Origin of the sequence: Bartonella sp. MM97QHHN (genome assembly GCF_042194285.1) — a bacterium.
In the GTDB taxonomy this organism is placed as follows: Bacteria; Pseudomonadota; Alphaproteobacteria; order Rhizobiales; family Rhizobiaceae; genus Bartonella.
In genome coordinates, this window is sequence record NZ_JBHIMS010000071.1 from 1 (window position 1) to 22,124 (window position 22,124).

The 22,124-nt window shown below is 37.9% G+C and carries 19 protein-coding genes; 6 read left to right on the top strand and 13 right to left on the bottom strand.

Annotated features, from left to right (window positions below):
- Positions 1-397: 397 nt before the first annotated feature.
- Positions 398-2,386, top strand: coding sequence for a M23 family metallopeptidase (locus ACFIJW_RS03430; protein WP_375633292.1), 1,989 nt, complete (start codon positions 398-400; stop codon positions 2,384-2,386).
- 851 nt (positions 2,387-3,237) lie between these two features.
- On the opposite strand, the gene ACFIJW_RS03435 is transcribed toward ACFIJW_RS03430, so the two are convergent.
- From ACFIJW_RS03435 to ACFIJW_RS03445, 3 genes are all read right to left on the bottom strand, one after another.
- Entirely contained in the window at positions 3,238-4,659 is a 1,422-nt protein-coding gene (locus ACFIJW_RS03435) for a sensor histidine kinase (protein ID WP_375633293.1), read from the bottom strand.
- Positions 4,660-4,883: 224 nt separating this feature from the next.
- Positions 4,884-5,438 (bottom strand): RNA polymerase sigma factor, encoded by a 555-nt coding sequence (locus tag ACFIJW_RS03440; RefSeq protein ID WP_375633294.1) that lies wholly within the window; start codon positions 5,436-5,438, stop codon positions 4,884-4,886.
- Positions 5,439-5,445: 7 nt separating this feature from the next.
- Entirely contained in the window at positions 5,446-5,649 is a 204-nt protein-coding gene (locus tag ACFIJW_RS03445; protein ID WP_375610684.1) for a NepR family anti-sigma factor, read from the bottom strand.
- Between the two features lie 168 nt (positions 5,650-5,817).
- On the opposite strand from ACFIJW_RS03445, the gene ACFIJW_RS03450 reads away from it, so the two are divergent.
- The 4 genes from ACFIJW_RS03450 to ACFIJW_RS03465 all read left to right on the top strand — a co-directional run bounded on the left by ACFIJW_RS03450 (position 5,818) and on the right by ACFIJW_RS03465 (position 9,481).
- The gene (locus ACFIJW_RS03450; RefSeq protein ID WP_375633295.1) at positions 5,818-6,612 is read left to right on the top strand and encodes a response regulator; all 795 of its coding nucleotides are present in this window, start codon (positions 5,818-5,820) and stop codon (positions 6,610-6,612) included.
- A 22-nt stretch (positions 6,613-6,634) separates the two neighbouring features.
- The gene (locus ACFIJW_RS03455) at positions 6,635-7,648 is read left to right on the top strand and encodes an HWE histidine kinase domain-containing protein (RefSeq protein WP_375633296.1); all 1,014 of its coding nucleotides are present in this window, start codon (positions 6,635-6,637) and stop codon (positions 7,646-7,648) included.
- Between the two features lie 973 nt (positions 7,649-8,621).
- On the top strand, positions 8,622-8,987 hold the full coding sequence (locus ACFIJW_RS03460; RefSeq protein ID WP_375633374.1) for a hypothetical protein: 366 nt from the start codon (positions 8,622-8,624) through the stop codon (positions 8,985-8,987).
- A 44-nt stretch (positions 8,988-9,031) separates the two neighbouring features.
- Positions 9,032-9,481: a hypothetical protein gene (locus ACFIJW_RS03465; RefSeq protein ID WP_375633297.1), complete on the top strand. Its 450-nt coding sequence runs from the start codon at positions 9,032-9,034 to the stop codon at positions 9,479-9,481.
- A 915-nt stretch (positions 9,482-10,396) separates the two neighbouring features.
- On the opposite strand, the gene ACFIJW_RS03470 is transcribed toward ACFIJW_RS03465, so the two are convergent.
- The 3 genes from ACFIJW_RS03470 to ACFIJW_RS03480 all read right to left on the bottom strand — a co-directional run bounded on the left by ACFIJW_RS03470 (position 10,397) and on the right by ACFIJW_RS03480 (position 13,281).
- Positions 10,397-11,170, bottom strand: coding sequence for a DUF4167 domain-containing protein (locus ACFIJW_RS03470; protein ID WP_375633298.1), 774 nt, complete (start codon positions 11,168-11,170; stop codon positions 10,397-10,399).
- Positions 11,171-12,426: 1,256 nt separating this feature from the next.
- Complete coding sequence (locus ACFIJW_RS03475; protein WP_375633299.1) at positions 12,427-12,612, bottom strand: hypothetical protein; 186 nt, start codon at positions 12,610-12,612, stop codon at positions 12,427-12,429.
- A 225-nt stretch (positions 12,613-12,837) separates the two neighbouring features.
- Positions 12,838-13,281 (bottom strand): hypothetical protein, encoded by a 444-nt coding sequence (locus ACFIJW_RS03480; RefSeq protein ID WP_375633300.1) that lies wholly within the window; start codon positions 13,279-13,281, stop codon positions 12,838-12,840.
- Positions 13,282-14,981: 1,700 nt separating this feature from the next.
- On the opposite strand from ACFIJW_RS03480, the gene ACFIJW_RS03485 reads away from it, so the two are divergent.
- Positions 14,982-15,152 carry a hypothetical protein gene (locus ACFIJW_RS03485; RefSeq protein ID WP_375633301.1) on the top strand — a complete coding sequence of 57 codons (171 nt, stop codon included), beginning with the start codon at positions 14,982-14,984 and terminating at the stop codon, positions 15,150-15,152.
- A gap of 242 nt (positions 15,153-15,394) precedes the next feature.
- Here the strand turns inward: ACFIJW_RS03485 and ACFIJW_RS03490 are convergent, their stop codons facing one another.
- From ACFIJW_RS03490 to ACFIJW_RS03520, 7 genes are all read right to left on the bottom strand, one after another.
- Complete coding sequence (locus tag ACFIJW_RS03490; protein ID WP_375633302.1) at positions 15,395-16,192, bottom strand: hypothetical protein; 798 nt, start codon at positions 16,190-16,192, stop codon at positions 15,395-15,397.
- 90 nt (positions 16,193-16,282) lie between these two features.
- Positions 16,283-16,609 carry a hypothetical protein gene (locus tag ACFIJW_RS03495; protein WP_375633303.1) on the bottom strand — a complete coding sequence of 109 codons (327 nt, stop codon included), beginning with the start codon at positions 16,607-16,609 and terminating at the stop codon, positions 16,283-16,285.
- 699 nt (positions 16,610-17,308) lie between these two features.
- On the bottom strand, positions 17,309-17,674 hold the full coding sequence (locus ACFIJW_RS03500) for a hypothetical protein (protein ID WP_375633304.1): 366 nt from the start codon (positions 17,672-17,674) through the stop codon (positions 17,309-17,311).
- 138 nt (positions 17,675-17,812) lie between these two features.
- The gene (locus tag ACFIJW_RS03505) at positions 17,813-18,100 is read right to left on the bottom strand and encodes a hypothetical protein (RefSeq protein ID WP_375633305.1); all 288 of its coding nucleotides are present in this window, start codon (positions 18,098-18,100) and stop codon (positions 17,813-17,815) included.
- Between the two features lie 1,371 nt (positions 18,101-19,471).
- A complete protein-coding gene (locus ACFIJW_RS03510; RefSeq protein WP_375633306.1) occupies positions 19,472-20,476 on the bottom strand; it encodes a phage tail protein in 1,005 nt (334 codons plus the stop codon).
- Positions 20,473-21,612 (bottom strand): tail fiber domain-containing protein, encoded by a 1,140-nt coding sequence (locus tag ACFIJW_RS03515; protein ID WP_375633307.1) that lies wholly within the window; start codon positions 21,610-21,612, stop codon positions 20,473-20,475. The genes ACFIJW_RS03510 and ACFIJW_RS03515 overlap by 4 nt, the downstream gene beginning before the upstream one ends.
- Complete coding sequence (locus tag ACFIJW_RS03520; protein ID WP_375633308.1) at positions 21,609-22,091, bottom strand: hypothetical protein; 483 nt, start codon at positions 22,089-22,091, stop codon at positions 21,609-21,611. The genes ACFIJW_RS03515 and ACFIJW_RS03520 overlap by 4 nt, the downstream gene beginning before the upstream one ends.
- Between the last annotated feature and the right edge of the window lie 33 nt (positions 22,092-22,124).

A 22,124-nucleotide genomic window follows, 5' to 3' on the forward strand; every position in this document is an offset into this window, starting at 1 on the left:
GCCCAAAACAATACCAATAAAATATTGAACAAAAAATCCTATTTCAAGACATTATTGGCAACAAGCAATTATAGGAAAAATCTGCCTTCATAAAAATAAAACATGAAAACAGCAAGGAGTTCAAAGAGAGCATGGCGCCTTTAAAGTAAAATATAGCACCCCATTGCAATGCATAAAAATAGGAAGTTGCCTAGGAATGAGTTAATCACAATAACGCTTGTTTTATACTACTTTAATAGAGAAAATTTTCTGCGCAGATACGATTTATAAAGACATTGCTGTATAAAGAGAATCGCATGATCTGTAATTTGTAAAAAGAATCAAATTCCTGTAGAAGCATGCTAAGCTATCTATCTAGCTTTCTTTATTTAATATTGAAAAGTACTCTTATAAATCTATGTGGGATAACGAACAACAAAAAAACGATCCTGGACAAGACCCTGCTCTTGTCGTCAAGCGCTTGCGGCCTGCGCGCCGACAGGTTTCTGCTCGTTGGCTTACGGGAACCATTCTGACAGGAATCACTTCCTGCATTCTTATGGGGATTGCACTTTTTACGGCTCTTGATGAACAACAGCGATTGGTAACACCGCCACAATGGTTTACGCAAGAAAACCTATCAGAATCACAAGACCCTGAGGCCAATGGCTATAAAGGTGATCGTATTTCTCCCACCCATGCAAGGCAAAGCTTTGACAGAAAACGTCAATTTGAACTATCGATTCTACAAAAAAAAGGCGATGAAAAAGTCATTCAAACACAACATTTTGAATGGATTCGTATGGCTTTAGCCGAAAATCGCCCCCAGAAATATAGTTATCCAAAATTTGATTCTTTAAGCATTCTTGCCAGTGATTCTAAAAATCAAAATATCACACCACAAGAAGATTCTGGGCAGATTTACGGTGCAAAGGTTGAAACAAAACTCACCTTACGCAGCTATGATTTTAAGGTAAATCAATTCGATTTTGATGACAGCGACACATTGACAGATGAAGAGGCACAACAAGAAGTGCAAAAAGCTGGATTTACTTTAGAAAAGAGCTCCGAACTTCTTTCAGTTCTCACATTGATTGATCCTTTAAAATTAGAAGATGTATCCTCCCCTTCCCAAGGCACAGAATCCCCTGAAGTTCGAATCGTTCAAGAAAATGTAACCGTTTCTCCTCAAAGTCACCGTATCGATCTGACGAAAAACTATGTTGAAGATATTATTCCTATTCGTAAAAAACAAACGATAGCCGATGCTTTCAAAAAAACCAGTTATACAAAAAAGCAAATTGACCAGGTTGTAAAAACGCTAGAAAAAATAAGCCTTTCCGATTCCCTTAAAGAGGGAAGCCTTTTACGCATTGGTATCGTGACACAAGCTGGTGAAGAAGATCATCTCGTACGCGCAAGTATCTATCAAGGGATGCATCATATTCTCACCATTGCCCTGAATGATAAAGGCCAATTCATTGAAAGCACAGAGCCTAAAATGTCTAAAGCACTTAAAACGGCTTTTCAAAATGGTATTCCGCATTCTTATATCAATAGTGCGCAATTACCAACGGCTTATGATGCACTCTATAGTGCTTTGCTAAGCCATAATATATCACAATCTCTCTCTCATCGTCTTATTCGTCTGCTAGCCACCAATATTGACATGAAAAGTCTGATAACACCCAATGATCAGATCGAAATATTTTATGCTGTACCACAAAGCGATAAAGAAAACCAAAATGGCAAAAAGAACTTGAAAGCAAAGGAAGCATCCCAAAACACTGATCCAGAAATTCGTTATATTAGCGCAACTTTTGGAAATACAACTTATAAATATTACCGTTATCAATTAAAAGATGGAAGCGTTGATTATTATGATTCTGAAGGGAGGAGTTCAAAGCCTTTCTTGCTGCGCAAACCCACACCAAATGGGATTTTTGGCTCCCCCTTTGGTCCACGCAAACATCCTATTTTAGGCTATGTTCGCATGCATACGGGAGTTGATTGGGTTGCTCCTAAAGGATCACCCATTATTGCTGTAGGAGATGGTATTGTCACAAGAGTAGGTGTAACAGGTGGCTATGGAAATCACACGGAAATTCAACATGCCAATGGATATGTCAGCAGTTATTCACACCAAAGCCGTTATGCACCAGACATCAAACCAGGCGTGAAAGTACGACAAGGACAAATCATTGGGTATGTTGGAACAACAGGAATGGCAACCGGTCCCCATTGTCATTTTGAAATCATTGTCAATGGCGTCAAAGTTGATCCCATGCGCATCCGTATACCGGATAGCAAAGCCTTAACAAATCAAGACCTACAAACATTCCTACAAGAAAAAAACAATATTGATGCCTTGATCAACAGCCCGATAACACCCTCCGAAGAAACTTAAAGCATAAAAGCATCTGCATTTTTACGACTCAAAACATCTAAAAATATGCTTTAGCGCTTATTTTTCTTAAAGAGATTTCCGCACTTTAAATATCTATAAAGAATTTGCCGAAATATGCCACCACCCAAGGTCGCATAACAATGATTAAAAATAAAACGCCCTCCCCTTTTCAGGTTTACGCACAATAGAAAAGTGTAAAATATGAAACCAAAAAAGGCTAACTCTTTATTGTTTATTTTATCAAAACGATAGCCCGTCCTTATTTGCCATGCAATAAAATCTCAAATCAAAGGTGAGTTTTTCTAAAGAACGAAGATTCTAAAATCCATATCATTCTATAAACAACCCGACTTTTTGTTGAAGAGATTTCACCTGTTGAATGCTTATGCTGTTCATAGCCCTAAAGGACAGTGTTTCATAAACTTTATGAGCAAGTTATCCTTAAGAATATTCGTTACACACTTTTACAAAAACACCACATATTTAAAGTTTTACATGCCTTACAAAAAATAACAAAATTTGAAAAAACAATCTCTTCACAAAGAAATAGAGCTTACTAATATAAGTATTATCGGTTTAAAGGAGCTTTTATTCAAAATAAATTTAAATTTTAACTCAAGTACTTCAAAGCTATAAAGCATACAACAACAGGAGAATTTTGAAAGCCGATAATCGGAGTCAGCAAAGCAAAAAACAAAGAGACCAAAAGATAAAGAAGCAATGTTGCTTCTCTTGAAGACAATTGACAATCTGATATGAATGGTGCTGTGTTCGCGTCATCTAAGTTATATTTTTTCTCATTTTTATTAAAACGAACAAGCAGAGAGTAAAGAATTTATCTCTTAAAAAAATCAGTCAGAGCTTTTTTTTGAACTATTCATGCTAAGTTTTGGCAAAGGAATGATAATCTTTGTGCCTCCTAAAGCAGAAGTTTCAAACAGAGGTTTCTCACCAAATTGCATACAGAGCTGTTCCACGACCACACGACCAAGTCCTGTTTTTTGTTCTAAAGTTTGGCTTTTCATTCCCACGCCATCATCTTCTACAATGAGCATCAATTGTCCATCTTTCTGGGGACCAAAAGAAATATAAATATGACCCGACCGTTGATCAGGAAAGGCATGTTTTAAGGAATTTGTCAGCAGTTCACCAAGGATAATTCCAAGTGTTGTCGCATCTCTTGAAGACAGGCGACAATCTTTAAAGTTTGTGTGAATGGCGATGTTTTCACGCAATTCAAAAGGGACTGCCAATTCGACATCATGCACAACAGAACTGAGAAACTCTGCCAAAAAAGTCGTTTCCATATCATCACTTAAGCGCAAACGACGATGTGCTGTAGAAATTGTCTGAATACGATCACGCGCAGCTCCTAAAACAGAACGTACCTCTTCATTTTTGCTCCGGTTTAACTGGAGCCCCAGCAAAGAAGACACCGTCCCAAGAGAATTGCCAATGCGATGGCTTGCATCCTGCAATAATATTTCAACCCGTTGGCGTTCTTTTTCAGCGTGATTGCGTGCTCTTTCTAATTCTTGTGTTCGTTCTTTCACGCGGGCTTCCAGAGCGATATTTTCGCTATGAAGCAGCAATTGATACAATTTTAAAGAGCGCACATCACGATGAAAACGATTAATAACAAAATAGGCAGAAATAAAAGTACTCACAACGGAAACAATAGCCGCCAATGTCAAAGCCGCCCGCATCAATGCGATACCCTCACGCTGTTTTTGTCGCACCACATCATCCCCATTAATAAAGCTTGTCATCAATTGAGCTAAACGTGCTACAGGAATCTTTGATACTTCGAAAGAGTCCGCATGAGAAGGTTGTTCAGGAATCGCATCAAGAGCACGCATATGGGCATTCATAAAGGCTTTTCGTGCTTCAACCTCTTCTTTAAAAGCCGTAAACCATTTATACCACTGCGGATGCGCATAAACAATAAGTGCGATATAGTCGAGAATATTCCCCAACTCCCGCTCTGCATTTTCAAAACGTATTTTATCTTCCGCCTTGCGCGTTTTTGCATAGCTGCGGTCAGCAACAGCCATATCAATCAAGCTAATAAGGACCAAATCAGCCTGTTCGCGCAATTCTGAACTTGTATTCAACTGTGCGACTTCTCGATCAACGGCATTTGAAAGCAACATAATAAAAACCGATGCCAAAAGAGCCATAACAAGAGAAACAACAATCGCACCCCACCGCCAGCGTGATATCGTTGCATCAGAAGAAGGCATTTGAGGCATCAAATTTGTTTTTGTTGTCATAGAATGTCCATTGGCGAACTTGAAAGTCGTCATTTTTCAGCACAAAGGAAGGCAACCTTATGGAACATAAAACCTAAAGCCCGTGGGAAAGTTTATACAGGCTTTTCTTGTGTTCCTAAGGATACACGCCAAACACTCTGAATTTCCTCAGATACTGACTTTACTGTAATAGCTATAACGGGAATAAAAAAAACAAGGCTATCGATCATAATTATTATGCTTTTTTAGCCGTTAAATGAACACAATGTACTTCCAGCTGAATAAGAATCAGGACCATAATCAGACTCACCATCTACTTTAAGAAGTTCTTGTAATCGATTACGCGCCCTGCTCACACGGCTTTTAATGGTTCCAACAGCACAACCACAAATAGCCGCAGCATCTTCATAAGAAAATCCCGATGCGCCAATGAGAATAATGGCTTCTCTTTGATCGGCAGAAAGCAAATTTAAGGCTTTTTTGAAATCTTGCAAATCAAGTGATCCATATTGAGCAGGATGAACAGCGACATTTTGAGTAAACACGCCATCGGTATCTTGAACTTCTCTTCCCTTTTTACGCATTTGACTGTAAAATTCATTGCGCAAAATGGTAAAAAGCCAAGCTTTAAGATTGGTTCCCATCTCAAAACTATCTTGCTTAGCCCATGCCTTCATAACAGTATCTTGGACCAAATCTTCGGCTTTATCGTGCTTGCCACTTAAAGAAACAGCAAAAGCTCGTAAAGCCGGCAACACAGAAAGGAGTTCTTTTTTAAAGTTTTTCGCGCACTTTGACATAAAGGATTCAAACCTTTTCCACATTGTTTAAGCCAAATTGCTCTGCGCGCTCCAACTTCTCTAAAAGCTCAAGCAAACACCGTGGCAGTGCTTCTTCTTGAATTTCCATGTAAAATTGACGTAACTTCCGTGCTATTTCGCTATTGACCCCGAGAAGATCATCTCCAACTCTAAATTGTGTGGTGAGATTTTTTTCATCACGGTCGTTCATTTTTCATCCCCCTAATCCATATATTACTAATAGCACCGCGAAGAATTTTTCGCCTTATGGTTGTAAATATAGCTGTCGGTAAAAAGTTCCATACAAATCAAGGAACTTTTTTATCTGTTGAGAATTTCAACCAACAAAATGCTTGAAAGGTCAAAGGAGTTATAAATTATGTCATTATCAACGCGCATTGCCCCGCATCTTCCCTATCTTCGGCGTTTTGCCCGCTCTGTCACCGGTAGCCAATCCTCTGGCGATGCTTATGTTTCAGCGATGTTGGAAGCACTCATTGCCGACATCTCCATTTTTCCCAAAGCATCCACTGACCGAATTGGTACCTATTGGCTTTTTTGCCATCTTTTTGACCAAACCACACCAAACATCCCTGACCCCCTGCCCCAATTTGGTCTTGAACAAAAAACCAGTGCCAAATTATCCTATCTCACGCCCCGTGCACGCCAAGCATTTTTGCTCATTGCCGTTGAAGGATTTCATGAACAAGAAGCCAGCGAAATCATGAATCTGGATACGAAAGAATTCCGTAAGCTGCTCAACCAAGCATCCATTGATATTTCTCAACAAATTGCCACTGAAGTAATGATTATTGAAGATGAACCTCTTATTGCGCTTGATATTGAGCAAATGGTAGAAAGCTTAGGTCATCATGTTGTAGGAATAGCGCGCACGCGTGATGAAGCTGTCATTATGTATCATAAGAAAAAACCACGGTTGATTTTGGCTGATATTCAATTAGCCGATAACAGTTCAGGTATTGACGCAGTCAATGAGATTTTGAAAAATGACCGTATACCGGTGATTTTCATCACGGCTTTTCCCGAAAGGCTACTGACCGGCGAGCGTCCAGAACCAACTTTTTTAGTGACCAAACCTTTTAATCCTGATATGGTGAAAGCGCTTATTTCCCAAGCTTTATTTTTTCAAGAGAATGCTTCTAAAGCGGCTTAGAACAGAGTAACATCTTAAAATTATGATCGTTACGCCTCTTTCAAAGCCTCCCATGGATAGATCTCATATGAGTGCGCTCATGCAAGCGATTCGTGGTGCTGATATTTGTGTTCTCTATCAGGCAACAAATCTGGTTTATTTATGGGCTGAAAACTTGCCACACCATTTGCACCATAAATGGCGGGTTGGGTGTCGTGACAGCGACTTTTTTTCGCTTGACCTTGCAGACAATATGGAAACCATCAAACTGCAAGTTTTAGCCAGTGGCAAAATGCAAACTGTTGAAGCACGTTTTGAAGATACAAATAAACAAGAGATTTGGTACAAATTTTCTATTGATTGCCATCGTAATGATAACGGAGACATTATTGGGATTATCACCACCGGTGTTAATATTTCCGGTTTACGCCGCCGTGAACAAGTGCTTAAAATCCTTCTTCGCGAGGTCAGTCACCGTTCTAAAAATCTTCTAGCGATCATTCAAAGTATTGCCAGCCAAACCGCCCGCTATACTGAATCTCTTCAGGTTTTCTTACGCAAATTTCAAGGTCGTCTTCATTCTCTTTCTCATTCTCAAGATCTGATCACTGATTCTGATTGGCGTGGTGCTCAATTTCGCGAATTGGTCCAAACGCAGGCTTTAGGCTATTTTATGAAAGAAACAGAACGTTTTTCACTTGAAGGCGTAGATCCTTATCTTTTTCCCAATGCCGCTTTGCATATTGGTTTGGCTTTTCATGAACTGATTGTCAATTCTCTTTCTTTTGGAGCTCTTTCCCAAGAAAAAGGGAGCATCTGTGTACGCTGTGAAATCAAAACAAAACTGAATGGCAAAACACAACTTATCATCACTTGGCATGAAAATTTTGAATCCGGCATCCCTCCCACAAACAATAAAAAAGCCTGTTTTGGTAGTGCCGTTCTCGAAAAAATCGTTCCCATTTCCGTGAATGGTTCAGCTTCCCTCAAATTGACACAAGAAGGAATTGTCTATTGCCTCTCTGTTCCTGATACTTATTTTGATATTTTTTCTTAAAAGAGCATTTTAAACAATGAACAAGAGAAGTTTCCCCTTTTTTAGCAAAATGTCTCATCTGTTTATTAAGCACAAAGATATTTTCCAACCTCTTTAAACCAACCTCTATTGTCCCCCAATAGTTCCCCAAAACCTTAACGATGAGAACTGAAGGCCACATAAAATCCATTCCCGCTTTCAATCAACTTCCATCCCTCATATAACCGGCATATTTTAAAACAGAAACCAAAACGATATAGAGCAAACCGTTTCAGCTTTTATATGCAAAATAAAAGCGAGCCTATTACCCATCTCTTTTGTGTAATTTTTGCAATGCGTATATAATTTTATTTTGGCAGAATATGAAATTTCAAGGAGTAAAGCTAACATCCATCATCACTCTCCAGCTTTACGGGACTAAAGCATCCACGACAACAACAATTAACTGATGAAATTACACATTTTATGCTTTTATTTATCGCATTCTTTAATGGAGATATCCTCTTCAGGTACAATAGGACATCCTAAAACAGAATACACTTGTGTCCCTCCATTCACGCACTTTTTAATATTTCCTAGTGTATCCACGCTCATTTCAAAACAGTATCTGTAAATAAGATATAATAGCCCCCGTAAAGTGAACCATCAAAACCGCCCCTTGTTACCCCACATCCTTCTTTACCTTCATACCTCTTTTCACTTCATAAAAGTAGTAGCTGAGCATCATCATACTATTTGTCTCTCATGTTACAACAGCCATTGACCTTTGAGAGCCTCCATAAGAGGCATTTCAGTCTTTTTTCAAATATTACTCACCAACATAAAGCCCACACACAGCCTTTTATGACGTGCAAGCCAATGACATTGATTAATTCACTATAGAATAAAATCTCAAAGGGGAACTAAAAAACTCTAAAACCGTTTAATAGTGAAGAAGCCCCTAAGCTGACAAATTGGAGTCCGCGCTGTCAACCTGTCATTTGGAAAATAATTGATGAATCCCCTTGTTTTTATCCTCTTATTAGTTTCATGTACAGATGATTTTAATAGTTGCTATTCGAACAATACAATGGTTAAAATCTATCCCACGGCTCAAGCTTGTGAACAGTCCATGGTCCCGTCCACAAAAAAGTTTGCACTTTATGGACAACAAATTTTTGCTCAATGTATAAACGTACACCCCAATTTACATCAACAAGAAGTAAACTTGATCTGGTCTGTAACAAACCATGGAAATTTCCTGCTTAAAAGCCAAAACGTAAAGGACAAGCTGTCTACAGTCCAGAAAGAAGATATTTTACCAACATCGCTTCCTCTTTTGCATTCTTCTTCCACAAACCTCTTGCACAAAAAACTTTAAAAGCATAAACCCATCAGATCTCAAAAAAATAATCAATGAAAGACATGATGGATAATAAGCGAATGCAACCTTCAAAAGACCATCACACAGAGCAAAATTCTCTGCCTCAAGATCTCCCTTTAGACCCTGCTGTAGAACGAGTAAGAAAAAAACTTATGGGTTTAATGATTATTTCCGTTTTAATAACGCTTTTCCTTATTCTAACCGTACTGTTTTTAATTGTTTATAAAGTGATAACAACCGGATCAGCGCCAAAACAAACAGAGCTATCTTCCTCTCTCAGCAAAAACCCACACGTTATCCATCATACGCTCTCTCTACCGGAAAAAACACAGATTTTGTCGCAAAGCCTCTCAGAACACAATATTGTACTGAAAGTTTTAACCCCTGATGGACAAACAAAATTTATGATTTACAATTATCGCACCGGTGCACTTGTCTCCATTCTTTCTATTGAAACAACAAAAGAGAGAGCGAAGATAATGCCTCATTAAGCAAACTAACATCAATAAGCGCTGACATAGCATCCTTGAAGGTTTAAACATTTTCTGCAAGCCGGCATTATCACACGCTTTGCCAGCGCGTGGGTGTTGCTGACAATCCTTGGCGCTAGAGAGAGAGTTCATAAGAGCCATTTTTATTCCTTTCTTATACAAATTTATCCACACGGGCGACGGCGCGTTTTTTACTGTATCCCCTCACTTAAATCTTGGAAAAGAAGCAACCTTTCTGTCAACGCATTCCCATTTTTAAGAAAACTGACATCACTTGGGAAAAGCTAATAAACGTGCAAGAAATAGCTCTTCTTGAGTGTAAAAATTCAACATATTAATTTATATTGATGATTTATTTTGCATGTCAAACGAGAATCTCAAATACTGTAAGATTCTCTCATCTCAAATCTATTTATGATGAAGCTCATCAAAATCATTTCCTCACATATCCTAGCAAGGAAATCGATGAATAAAATACCTCTTATGAATGATCCGGTATCAAAAGAAGAACTGTTGCAACATTGAAAATTAAAGCAATAACGCCCAGCTTACATCTTTTATTAAGCAAAGATAGCCGATGAATTTCACATAATAGAATTCATGAATACCAACGCGAAATGGGCATAAATACATTGAACAATATTAAATATAAGTGTGAATTAAATAAAACAACGACATTGCGTTCTTCATAAAAGAACTGCCTCTTAAAATACACGGATGTGGTTTTCTCTATATCCCCTTACTTAAATCTCAGCAAAGAGGCAATCTTTTCTGTCAACAGCCTTCGTTAAGTTTCTGATACAGCCCCATGAAAACTCAAGGAAAGCGCAAGAAGCTTCTTGAGCATATTATAATTTATTATCATGATGCCAATAACATCACCACACAAGCGGGCTTACACAGCACCCTTCAGGTTTAAACATTTTCCTCTGCCTCAAGATTGACCACTCGGCGACGGCGTGGTTTTCTCTGTATCCCCTCACCTAATCCAGGCAAAGAAGAATCCTCTTTTGTTGCTGTTTTTGTTGCTGTTGATGCATCTCCATTGCTAGAGTTTTCTGCTGTTGTAAGTGAAAGCTCAAGAGATGATTCATCTTGAGTCCGTACAGTACGTCGACGAGGAGAACGACGTATTTTTTTGACAGGTTCAACATTTTTCTCAGAGAGGCAGTGCTCTTGATCTGTTTTTTCATCCAATAGAGCCTCTAAAGCGTTTTCACGCGCATCCCCATTTTGCGCTTTATCATATTGGCTATTGCCATTTTTTTGCGACGACATTTGTAATACATCTGTATCACCCTCGACAGCATCCTTTTTTTCACCATCAAGATTTATTTCACCGCATTCTTGCCCATTGTTTTCATCACGATTTTCGTTTTCATCACCACGATTTTCATCACGCCGAACCGATTGAGACATTTGCCCAGTTGCTGCTAAAATAATACGCAAATAGTGCTCGGCATGTTGTAAATAATTTTCCGACATAACACGATCGCCTGCACCTTGTGCATCACGCGCAAGGCTTATGTATTTATCGGCAATTTGCTGAGCATTCCCGCGAATTTTAACATCCGGACCGCTACTTTCATAATTGCGAGACAACGGATTAGGACCGCGACGATTATTATTGTTATTACCATTATTGTTATTATTGCGACCGCGTACCCGTCTATTTTGTTGTGGCCTCATCTTTATCCCTTTTTGGAGTGTTTGTCTTATGTGTGTCTTAATTGACGCTTCCTCATTGCATTATCTTTTGATAATGCTGATCATGTTTAACATACGATTATCAAGCTATCCGCGTTTATTTCACTCAAACGAACCCTACTGATATTGATAAAAGCATATATTTTCTTGAAAATCACAAAACAGCAGGGAAATCGTAAATCAAAAATTCCCTTTTTCTCTGTCAAACAGCAGAAACCTAATGATGTTCACGTAAAATGCCAAGTGTTTTTTTTAAAATAAACCATATTTCACTAAAAAAATAATTATCTTGTGGAAAACAAAAAGGAAAAACACACATATAACACACCTGACAAAGAAAAAATTCCTGCCAGAGAATAGTATAAGCTTCCTTTTTTGCTCTAAAACCACCGCTCCTAAAAACGCCGATATCCTCTACCCCCTCGTGCATTTAACTCACAAGCACTTCCATCCCAACGAGTCACTGCGCGAACCTCTTTATTTTATAAATATAGCCTCTCTTCATCGCTAAAGCAACCCCTTGCGAGCGATAATCCACGATCGCCTCACAAAACCTCTTAACTTTTATAGATAGATTAACACGAAGTATTATTCAAGCCCTATAATCACCAAGAGATCAATCTTCTTTCCCAAACAAGTCAATGATACTATCAATTTTTATTTTAACCCATAGAGTTTTTAAGTTAATCACAGTTTTTATTTATAACAAATTGAGCTTAAAAACAAAATATTTAAATACAAAAAAATATCAAATTATGAAAAAAACGACCAATATGTCACACTTTTTTAAAAATCAGCTTCTTCTCAAAAAAATACCCTCCTCAAAGCCTATCAATAAGAATGGCCTAACGTATTTCCTTACTTATCTTTTCTGATAAAGAAAACTAGAATTATAAAACAAGCACATTTTTAAACCCAGCACAGCGCTTTACGCATGAAGAAGCCGTAAATGTTTATAAAAGGAATGTTTTTTTACTCATTTTTGTCATGTCTATTGACTTACACCCTCAAAGAATGAAGGTTCTCAAATCACACTGGTCTGTTAACAATGAAAATACTTATAAAATTCATACACTAAATTGATTTGTAATGATAATTCATATTTTTTGTGTTGAGTAAGAAAATTAATACCGTAGGATTTTTCATCCTCAATCTGTTTGCTGTTGAATCAATCTCTTTTTCTTGCATGTTACATGTGGGAAAACCTGCGTGGAGTAAAAACGATAAAAAAGTGCCTCTTATGAACCGTCTCTAAGGCTAAAGGGCTGTCGAGAGGCACCATTGGGAGCAAGCAAAGTGTGAGATAGTACCGGCTTACTCTTTTTTAAACCATAAAGATGAACTTGCTTTATAAATTTTATACATTTCATGAGGGCTTTACCATTATACCATTCACCAGAACCATTACGAAATGGATTTCCCACACTCGTTATTTCCCTTAAAAAAGCGCAACAAATCCTCCTAAAACTCCACCACGCCTCCTTAAACATTTCAAGGAAGCATCCATGCCTTATGTCGCCACACCTTAAATAAGAAGTGCGATATAAAAAGATAAATAAAATTTCTATTGGTCTCGAGGCAGATCGTAATTTAAGGGGTTTTTATCTTTTCATCAAAATTCGCATCTTTTTAACTTTCCGTATAAAAACTTAAAAGTAATTGCGCCTTTTGCCTGTTTTATTTTCTCTTTCATTCAGAAAACAGTCTCGTAAGAGAAAATAATTTCCATCCCCAGGACGGACCCTCGTCAAACATTGTTTTTTAGCACTATCAGAAAGCTTATCCCACATTTCACGAATAGCAAAATAGGCCTCACTTTCCAAATTAAGACAATGCTGATAAACCTCTCTTTTCATATCGGGCATAACGGAAGCAGCAATTTCCTTGCAATATACGCGTAGATCAAAAACAGGAATAACCAATTCAACGGGTGCTTGTTGTGTTACTTTTTTATGAGAAGAAAAATAACTAACCACCTTTGCAACAACAAAACACAAAAACACTATACAAAAAAGTATTATGCAAACAAAAGCAATCTTGCGATATAATCTTTTGAAATAAGCCTTTTGTCTTGCTCGGATTCTTTTTTCCATAAAGATTATACCCTTTAATATCCCAAGAGAAGCTTTTACAGCAAAAAATGATAGAAGTATCTGTGTACACAATACAGGTTATAGCCGCAAACGATCAAGACTCTTATGTCAAAAGACTCTCTTTTTTACCGTATAATTCTTATCGTATAAAATTCTTATGAAACACTTTTCTCATGCCCTTTATGAAAAAATAGGGCTGATGATTTTCTCTCACCACTTTTAAAGACGAAGATTCTTCATCCATGCGGATCTATAAACAATTCGTCTTTGTTAAAACACATCACATTGATTTACAAAGAGTATTTATTGTTTTGCACGTTGAATGAGAAACCCGAACACCATAGGATTCTCTCATTCCAAACCTGTTTATGTTAAATCAACCAAAACCATGTCGCTTACAAGTTACAAGCGGAACTGGCATGTGGATTAAAAACTGTACAAAAAAGGCATATGCCTCTTATGAATCGTCTCACGAACCAAGGCTTTCGTAACATTGGAAACTGGAAAAATATATGAGAGTACCAACCTGCACTTTTATGAAGCATAAAGATGAGGGAGATACCTTATAAGTTTTATACATTTCATAGGGGCTTTACCCCTATACCATTGACGAGTGTTCTTGTAAAAGGGACTTGGGAGTGGGATATCTCTTTAAAAACAAGTCCATGAATATGCAATAAATGTATATTCGGAGACAAATAATATTTTAATATTTGAGGCATTCTGTTTTTATGTGAGAGGCATGATCCCAAGAAGACACACGATACATAAAAGCATAAGGCATTATCTTCATTATTTAAATAATATTGCTATAGATAGTTTTGAAAATTATAAAGGAAAAAGATGATAGTCCGAAGAGTGATTGATATGCCTTTATATTTTTTCTCAATAAGGTTGTCTTCCTATTTCAGAAATCACTCAAATACAGCCCTCATCTGGCATATATAAAGTCTAGCTTACAAAAGCTGGAATCGCTCAGAGAGTTTTGCCCTTCTGAATCCGTAAGGCTATCATTCTTCTTTCTCTCAAACATGCTACAGCTTTGAAATTTGATGTTGATTGACAAGCAACAAAAAAAGCTCTGCACTCTCTTAAGAAAACAACGCCTTAAAGTTACACACATAATGGATTGGAAAGATGTCCTAGCTTTTTATCAAACGCGCTGTAAAACAACGAGTGTAACATATTAGCTTTGCTTATCCCAAAAATGTTCATCCCAATCTCTTGTATCCAAATCTCTTATATCTCAATCTCTTGCATCCAACTCCCTAGCCTTCAACTCCCTAGCCTTCAACTCCCTAGCCTTCAACTCCCTTGCATCCAATTCCCTTGTGTCCAATGCATAAAAATCAAGTTGAAGAAAATATATGGACACCCCTGAACTCGAAAATATGAAAGGAAGGCGTGACAGAGTTTCGCGTTCCTTTGTTATGCAAAAGCATTAGACATTCTGAAACAAGCACACTTACTGTCTCGTAATGATTCCTTTTTTCTGCTACAGGTCAAATCCCTTTATTTAGAGAATTGGCTATCACAAGTTATGCAACAAATAGCGCTATATGCAACAAACAGAACCTGATTTATATCCGCATGGAATTCGTTCCAGTTTACATGATTGGCTCGCAAAATCCACTTGACTTTCCCCTTTGTCTTTTCCCCTCATGGGATCTCTATCACCATAGAACAAAAAGCGATATTTTATGACGCTTTATGGACAAAATCCCCACCGCCCGAAGAGTTCATCACATGACGAAAAAAACACTCCCCATATTCACCACACACAAACACTTCAATATATAAAACTTACATGCCTTCTATCACCGCACTCTCAAAAAGCAGCACGACAACAAGATAAGAAATTATTGATGTAAAACTCCAAACAAAGAAAAAAACGGATTTTCTAATCGAGGTAAACAAATACTGTTAAATCAACGCTTCCATTTTTGATGATGTCACACCTATGCTTTATAGCACCCCTATCACACTTCATAATACCGAAAAATTTTCTCTGCCCTACGCACTATACGCATCAGAACCAATCAAATAAAACAGAAATGCACTATCTTCCTACTTTTTTGTTTTTGATTAAATAGCAAGATATAGCTGTAATTCTTTAAAGAGCTTCATACCATAGATTCATTTTATACATAATATCATCAACAGAATGTTTGTATGTGCTGCAGGAAGAATCCCCAGAACGCTCCATATGACCACTGGATGAAGAGCTGTTACAGGATTCTACAAGAAATGCCAGTGACATTGGAGATAACGCATCCTCGCTATCAGAATAATAAGCTGATAAAAAAGTGTAATCTTGTGAAGGAAGTGTCCCCGAATTTACTTGTGATGGAGCGGCAACAAAAAGAGAATTAAAGGTTCTAGGACCAATGACAATATCACCATTCGCTTGCCGCATAATACTTCTTGCAGAGTATATATGATTTGTATTGATTGCCCCCAGCGAAGCCCATTCATCCTGCCATAAATATGCATAATAAAGATCCATAACTTGTTCATGTTGAACAACGTTGTCAGCAGACATGGCTGTATCAAAGAGTGAGTTAGGAACATAATAAAAATTTATATCTGGAATAATTTCATATAGCCAGTACGTTTCATCAGGATTATTAGCAATCTGTTGCCGCGCCATTCTGTAAACTGCATTCATATTTGCAGTTGTAGACACAAATGCTGAAGTCTGTTGAGCAAGAGAGTGCCCAGTTACATGATGTATGATATCCTGATCATCCCCCCAAGGGGCAAAACCTCCTCCAAAGAATATAACAGATGGAGAGCGATCATCTATACGGAAAACCATATGGGGAGGATCAATAGCATATGACAGATTTACATCTGAAAAGAAAAAAAATAAAACTGTCACTAAAAATACTGAGAATGCTCTTTGAAACATTTTTATACCTTTGATATACACTCCATATTTTATACCTGTAACGTCTTGAAGCGTTACAGATATAAAAAGGGAGAAAAACCCCTATTGATCTTATTTTAAAGTGATGGCTAAAACCCTTTTTGCTGGCACATTACCCGCTTCAAAAATAACCATTACTTTTCTGTTCAAAATGACTGCGGTTTTTGCCAAATCCAAAATACTTTTTCCAACAATGTTATCACAGCCCCAAACACCTTTTTGAATGTCTGAAGTAGGGCTGATACCGTATCTGAGCTCTAGGAGACATTGTGCTCCTGCGCTAACGACTTGAACCGAATTAAGATAACCGTTTTGTTCATAAACTCCAGCATGAGAAACACCTGTTGTTAATGCTATTATCACCAAAACGATGGATATTTTTTTCAAAAAGCTTTTCATAATTTACCTCTTTTAAATTTATTGCAACGGACATGAAATGCATCCCCATGCAATCTAATGGATATTTTTAACCTCCTCGCCTCCTTAAAGACGAGAATTTTAACCAGCTTTAGCCCGTGATAAGACTGCCTCATCTCAGTCTATTCTTACCTCTATCCCCGCTGTTGCACGATTTATTTTACAGGCTCTACAGCAAAGCCTTCCCTTATTGATGCCGCGTGAATGATGACTCATGCACACAACAAAACACCGCATGCACAAGCTCTACCATTGGCGATATCTACCACTGACAATGTCTGCCATTGTTAATGTACGTGCATTCTACGGATTCAAAATGTGTCTATGATTTATTGCCTATCGCAAGCGGCATACTGTCAACAAAGACAATTAAGACACGTATTTACAGCCTCACTAAGCTTAAATCTGTCTAACACCAAACGCTAGAATGAAATTGCCATCTAAGCTCAAACGACGATTGATACAAAATCACTCAGTTTAAAATAGAATCAACTGTAGTTGAATATCTTAAAATAGATCCTCAATACCGATAACTCATGAATTCTGTAAAACATGAACGATTATACTCTGAGTAAAAACTGTAAATCAGAAAACTGCTAGGGTTAAAATAGCCTTAGTGTAGAAGATTGACCATTTTCCAAGCATCGCCTATTTAAGTCACAACGAATACAGATAATACGCTTAATTATCACGCACTCTCAGCCCTCGAATAACATTGATTGAATAGTTACTTCTGTAACAAATATCAACGAATTGCGATGTACTGTAAGCTCTATAGGCCAGCTCAACAATCTCAGGACTTTGAATATGAAATGTTCTTCCTACAATTTTTGACATTTCTGGCTCTTCTGTAGGCCTCGTTTCTAAAACAGAGAGAATATTTACCCCTTGCAAATTTTTATATGGAATTACAGAAATATTATTGATGATTTGTGAGCGAACCATTGTTCCACCGATATCTGAACAATCATCTGAAATAGTCCACGAACGTGCAGAAGCTGGTCCAGTAAGACACAAAGCTAAAAATATTAAAATCAATTTTTTCATTATAGAATACCTCTTTTTCATTTTTGGTTGATCAAAAAAATAAATGCTCTATGGACAGGCAAATAACTATCCTGTTCACAACTATCTATCTCACTGCTTTAAAGGAGCTAAATCCCATAGAGACACAAATCGAGATGGTTAATCACCCATCGTTTTACTTTTATCCGCTTCTTCAGCGTCTTGTTTGTGTTTCACATCTTCAAGATCTCTGATAATCGTTTTCAATTGTTGTTCTAAAATATCCAAACGCTGTGTAAGTTGGAGAATATTTTGAGTCTGTATTTTATCAAAACATTGGAGATCTTGACGTGTTTGCTTCAACAGAGCATTCAAAGGAGCATGTCCCATTCTTCCGCTAGCATAAAGAACCACACGAATACATTCAGGATCATCAATATCAGCAATAGAAAATGGAAAAAGTGCCATTATATCCCCCTTTTTGATAAGCTAAACGCGTATTAAGCATTTGAATATCTTTTTCCGTTGTACGGCTCTTGCATTTCTCAGAAAACCTCTTGAAAAAATTTCCTCATCGAAAATTTTTACAAGACATTTTTTTAGATTATACCCTGTTTTCCACCTAAAATGTTGACTTTATCACCTGAAACCAAAGAAAAATGTTTGACCACCTTGCATGCTGTGTTAGCTTTCCCCAAAGGACAAAACCACACCGATCTTTAAATAATACCAATCAATAAACAATGGTTTGTCAACAATCTGGCTTCGTATCTAACAGATTTAACTTGGCTTACCTTCAAATGCATCCTTGTCATGCATCCCCTGTCCAGAGTTACTCTACAAACAACACTGCTTTAGGAATACGTACAGATGAAAAACACCCCATGCATAAAATTTTAACCGCATCTCAAACAATAGTATTTTACGACACAACAGGATAAACCATTGTCTTACAGATTTTCTCGTATCACTCTCATTCTGTTTCAAGAAGTTTCCTGACAAGTACAAAATGCATCTAAGAGAGTCAATTACTCACCATGTGTTAAACGCATCGCCAAAAGACTTCGCAAACCCAGCGCCCATTTTGAAAAAAAGAACGCTTTTTGCATACACGCTCTACCCAAAAGAGGGAGAGTACCATTTTGCCTTTTCTCGCTTTAAATAAACATATCCGTTGACCTCTTCCCGCCACCTCAAAAGACAAAGATTTTAGCCCCACATCGGTTTATAAAACAATCCAACTACTCTGAAGGGATTCCGTCTGCTGCTCACTTATATGATTCACTTGCATAAGGCTTAACCAAGCAAGCCCTCCACTGAATAGATGTCTCTTCAATACTTAAATGGATCAAGTATTGTATGTCTTATTTTCCTTATATCACCAGCTTCAATAATAGTGTTTTTATGACGGTGTTTGACGGCATAACATAATAGAATAAATTTTACCCATGGGCTTTTTGTCATCGCACAGCAGCGCTTTAAACCCAACGCTTTAAACCCAACGTTTTAATAATGTATCACGATACCACAAGAGAGAAGCATTTTGGATAAAGTCTTTATTCCTCAGCAAAAACTCTATGAATAAAGAAAGGGTTTTTGTTCTCCCCCTACCTTCAATAATCACTGTCTTGATCCTCTAACGAACAATAGGCAAACTTACCTTTAGACATCCAACAAAGGCAGCACAAAAAATAAAAAAATAAAGAGAGTTGAGTTTTTTTCTAAAGCGCCTCAAAACTTTCTACACAATATATTCTATAAGACTTTATATTCAATAAGACTTTTTTTCATAACAAATATTTTGTAAGTATTTTTATCTTTCTCTCAAAGCTTTCATTCTCAGGCTTTGACAGCATAAACCACCGCCATATTGACGGGGCGTGTTTCATCCCCCCCTGTTTTTTGCAACAAGACCTTATGTTCATGCTCTCCCGCAGCCTTCGTTAACCGATCTTTATTGTAGACTTGAGCCAGATGTCTATAATATTCACCGTGATTCATATCCCAAACTACCTCGTCAATCATTGGATAACTATGCTGGTGGTTACCTGTTGAATCTGTTTTTCCTTCATGGGTATGAGATTTAAAAGACTCTTCTTGTCGACTTCCCAAGCGACGTCCTTTATCAATTGCTTTTCCACTATCGAGCCCCCGTAAAAACATTCCACGCAAATCGGGAACATTGAATGTTGTTCTCCCATCTCCTTTTCCCCATGTTTCTCCCAAAACAGCAAAGAGATTGGCATAGTTCCTTCGCGAATATTCTTTACCATCACAGAGTAACCATCCAGAGGGTATTTTTTCTGTAGCAAAAGTCCCAATAAATCCAGAAGAAAAAGTTTCAGGCAAAGGAGGAAAGGGAGGGATTTCAGGAAGTTTTATAGTAGGATTGGTTAAAAACCAGCCATCAGCATTTTTTCCGGCAATATCACGCGTATAGACGACTTCATAAAGCCCCCCCTTTTGAATTTCTCCGCCCTTTAAAGGCATGATACCCTCTGGCGTTGCCATATAAGTTGGTCGTGGAAGTAATTGATTCAAAGAAATATTTGTTATTCCTCTGTTGACGCCTTGTGCTTTAAAGCGCACAACAATGCCATCCATATAAGTCTCAAAAAAAGACTTTGTTGCCAAACGAAGTGACGTTCTCTCGTTTTCCACATCGACAGTAAACTGTGTTTCAATCCCGCCTCCATTATCCAACAAATATTCTTTGATGCGTTGCATCATAGCGCGAGCACTATCATTGACTGTGCTTGGTGGTTGCCCTTCTGCCCAGTTTATATTCTCGTCGACATAAGCATTTTCTGATGCAACAATTGACCAATCATAAATCGAACTCATAGAAGATACTCTTTTTTCAAAAAGGGAAAACGAGCAAAAAATGAAGAAAAGAAAGCCGCAATTTTATTTTTAGATGCCGATATTTTCTCCATTTTCATTTTTTCCATTTTCAGTCCTATTTTGTCATAATCAACATGCAATAACTTTGTTTTCGCATTGACATAAACAGCTTCAGGGTTCACACGCAACACATCTTGCGCCATAACGCCCTGATAACGTTGTGGATTTCCCTTATAATTAAAGGTATAAAGTGGATATCCCTTTTTCTGCCCCACAGGGATAATATTTTCTTTTGTTCTCACATCACAAAGCCCTAAAATTCCTCCGACCAATCCAAGTACTTGCTGCGCATCACGCAATGGATCTTTTGTCACAGAAGGCATTGTCGTGGATTTTCCTGAAGTCGTTCCGTAATTTCCAGCAGCCTGTGTTCCTACCTGTAACAAACTTTGCAATCGGTTCCAATCTTGATTATCTTTTTCTGACCATTTTTGGCGTTCAGCATCTAAGACATTTTGGCGGTTTATATCTTGAATCATACCCCCTTTCAAAGCATTGCTTTGCACGTTACTCTGTCCTTGATAATAGCTATTTGCCGCATTAACTTGATCATTCTGAGAGCGATCAATCATCTGGTTTGCATTCATCATATTGTTAATATCTTGATTATATTGCTGTGCTGCAGCATTTGTTGCCAAGGCGCCTAACTCATCGGCCAGCACACCAGTATGAGCCCCAGAGCCATAACGTCCTGCTCCCGACATCGATTGATTAATTGCATCGGACGTTTTATTCAGAGCATTTTGCAATGCAGTATTAAATTTACTATTGCTTCCAATCCAGCTTCCCTTAGCCATACCGGAAAGATTTGTAGCGCTGTTGGTTGGTGCACTCAACCATTGCGTTACCGTTGGATTGTTATAGAGCCCTGCTGCTTGTTGTAAACCGGTCAGCGCATTTTTTGTCATATTGCTAAGACCAGCGACTCTGTCTCCCTGATAAACGTTTCCGCCAATTCCCTTATTATAAAGTCCAAGTGCATCAGCACTGGCTTGTTTAAGAATATCAGCCGCCCAAGCAGGTGGAGCATTTGTTTGTGTTGTTGTCTGCACTTGAGGTGTGGTTTTTCTACTCATGGGTTCAGAACCTTTCTATATTGAATAAGATTACGAGAATATCCGTGATGAGCGAGCTTTTTCGCCCATCCAGTTCTTCCAAACATGTGCATTTCTTCAGCATTAATTGTTCGCGCCCATTTTTCGACTTCATCAATCAACTTGACCAATTTCAGCCCTCCCTCTCCAGCAAGATCAGAGAGAATGACGCATTTTTTCCCCGTATGGGTTATTTCAACTTTGGTTATTGCAAAAGCACTAAATTGGATTTTATTTTTTAAGACCAGCCACAATTGTACTTGTCCTGTAGCGATTTCTTCAGCAATTTTTTCCAGACAAACATCATCCGGAAAGCGCTGAACATATTTTTTCAATGCAGCATTGAGAGCCTCTTGATAGGGAGCTATTTTTTCCCATGGCCACTGCTCTGTCAGATAAGCAGAATATAAATCTTGACTCTCTTGTATCATAATTTTAGCTCTTTTAGCTTTGTCACTCATCTCCCCTCAAATAACATCCCCCTACGCATTTCA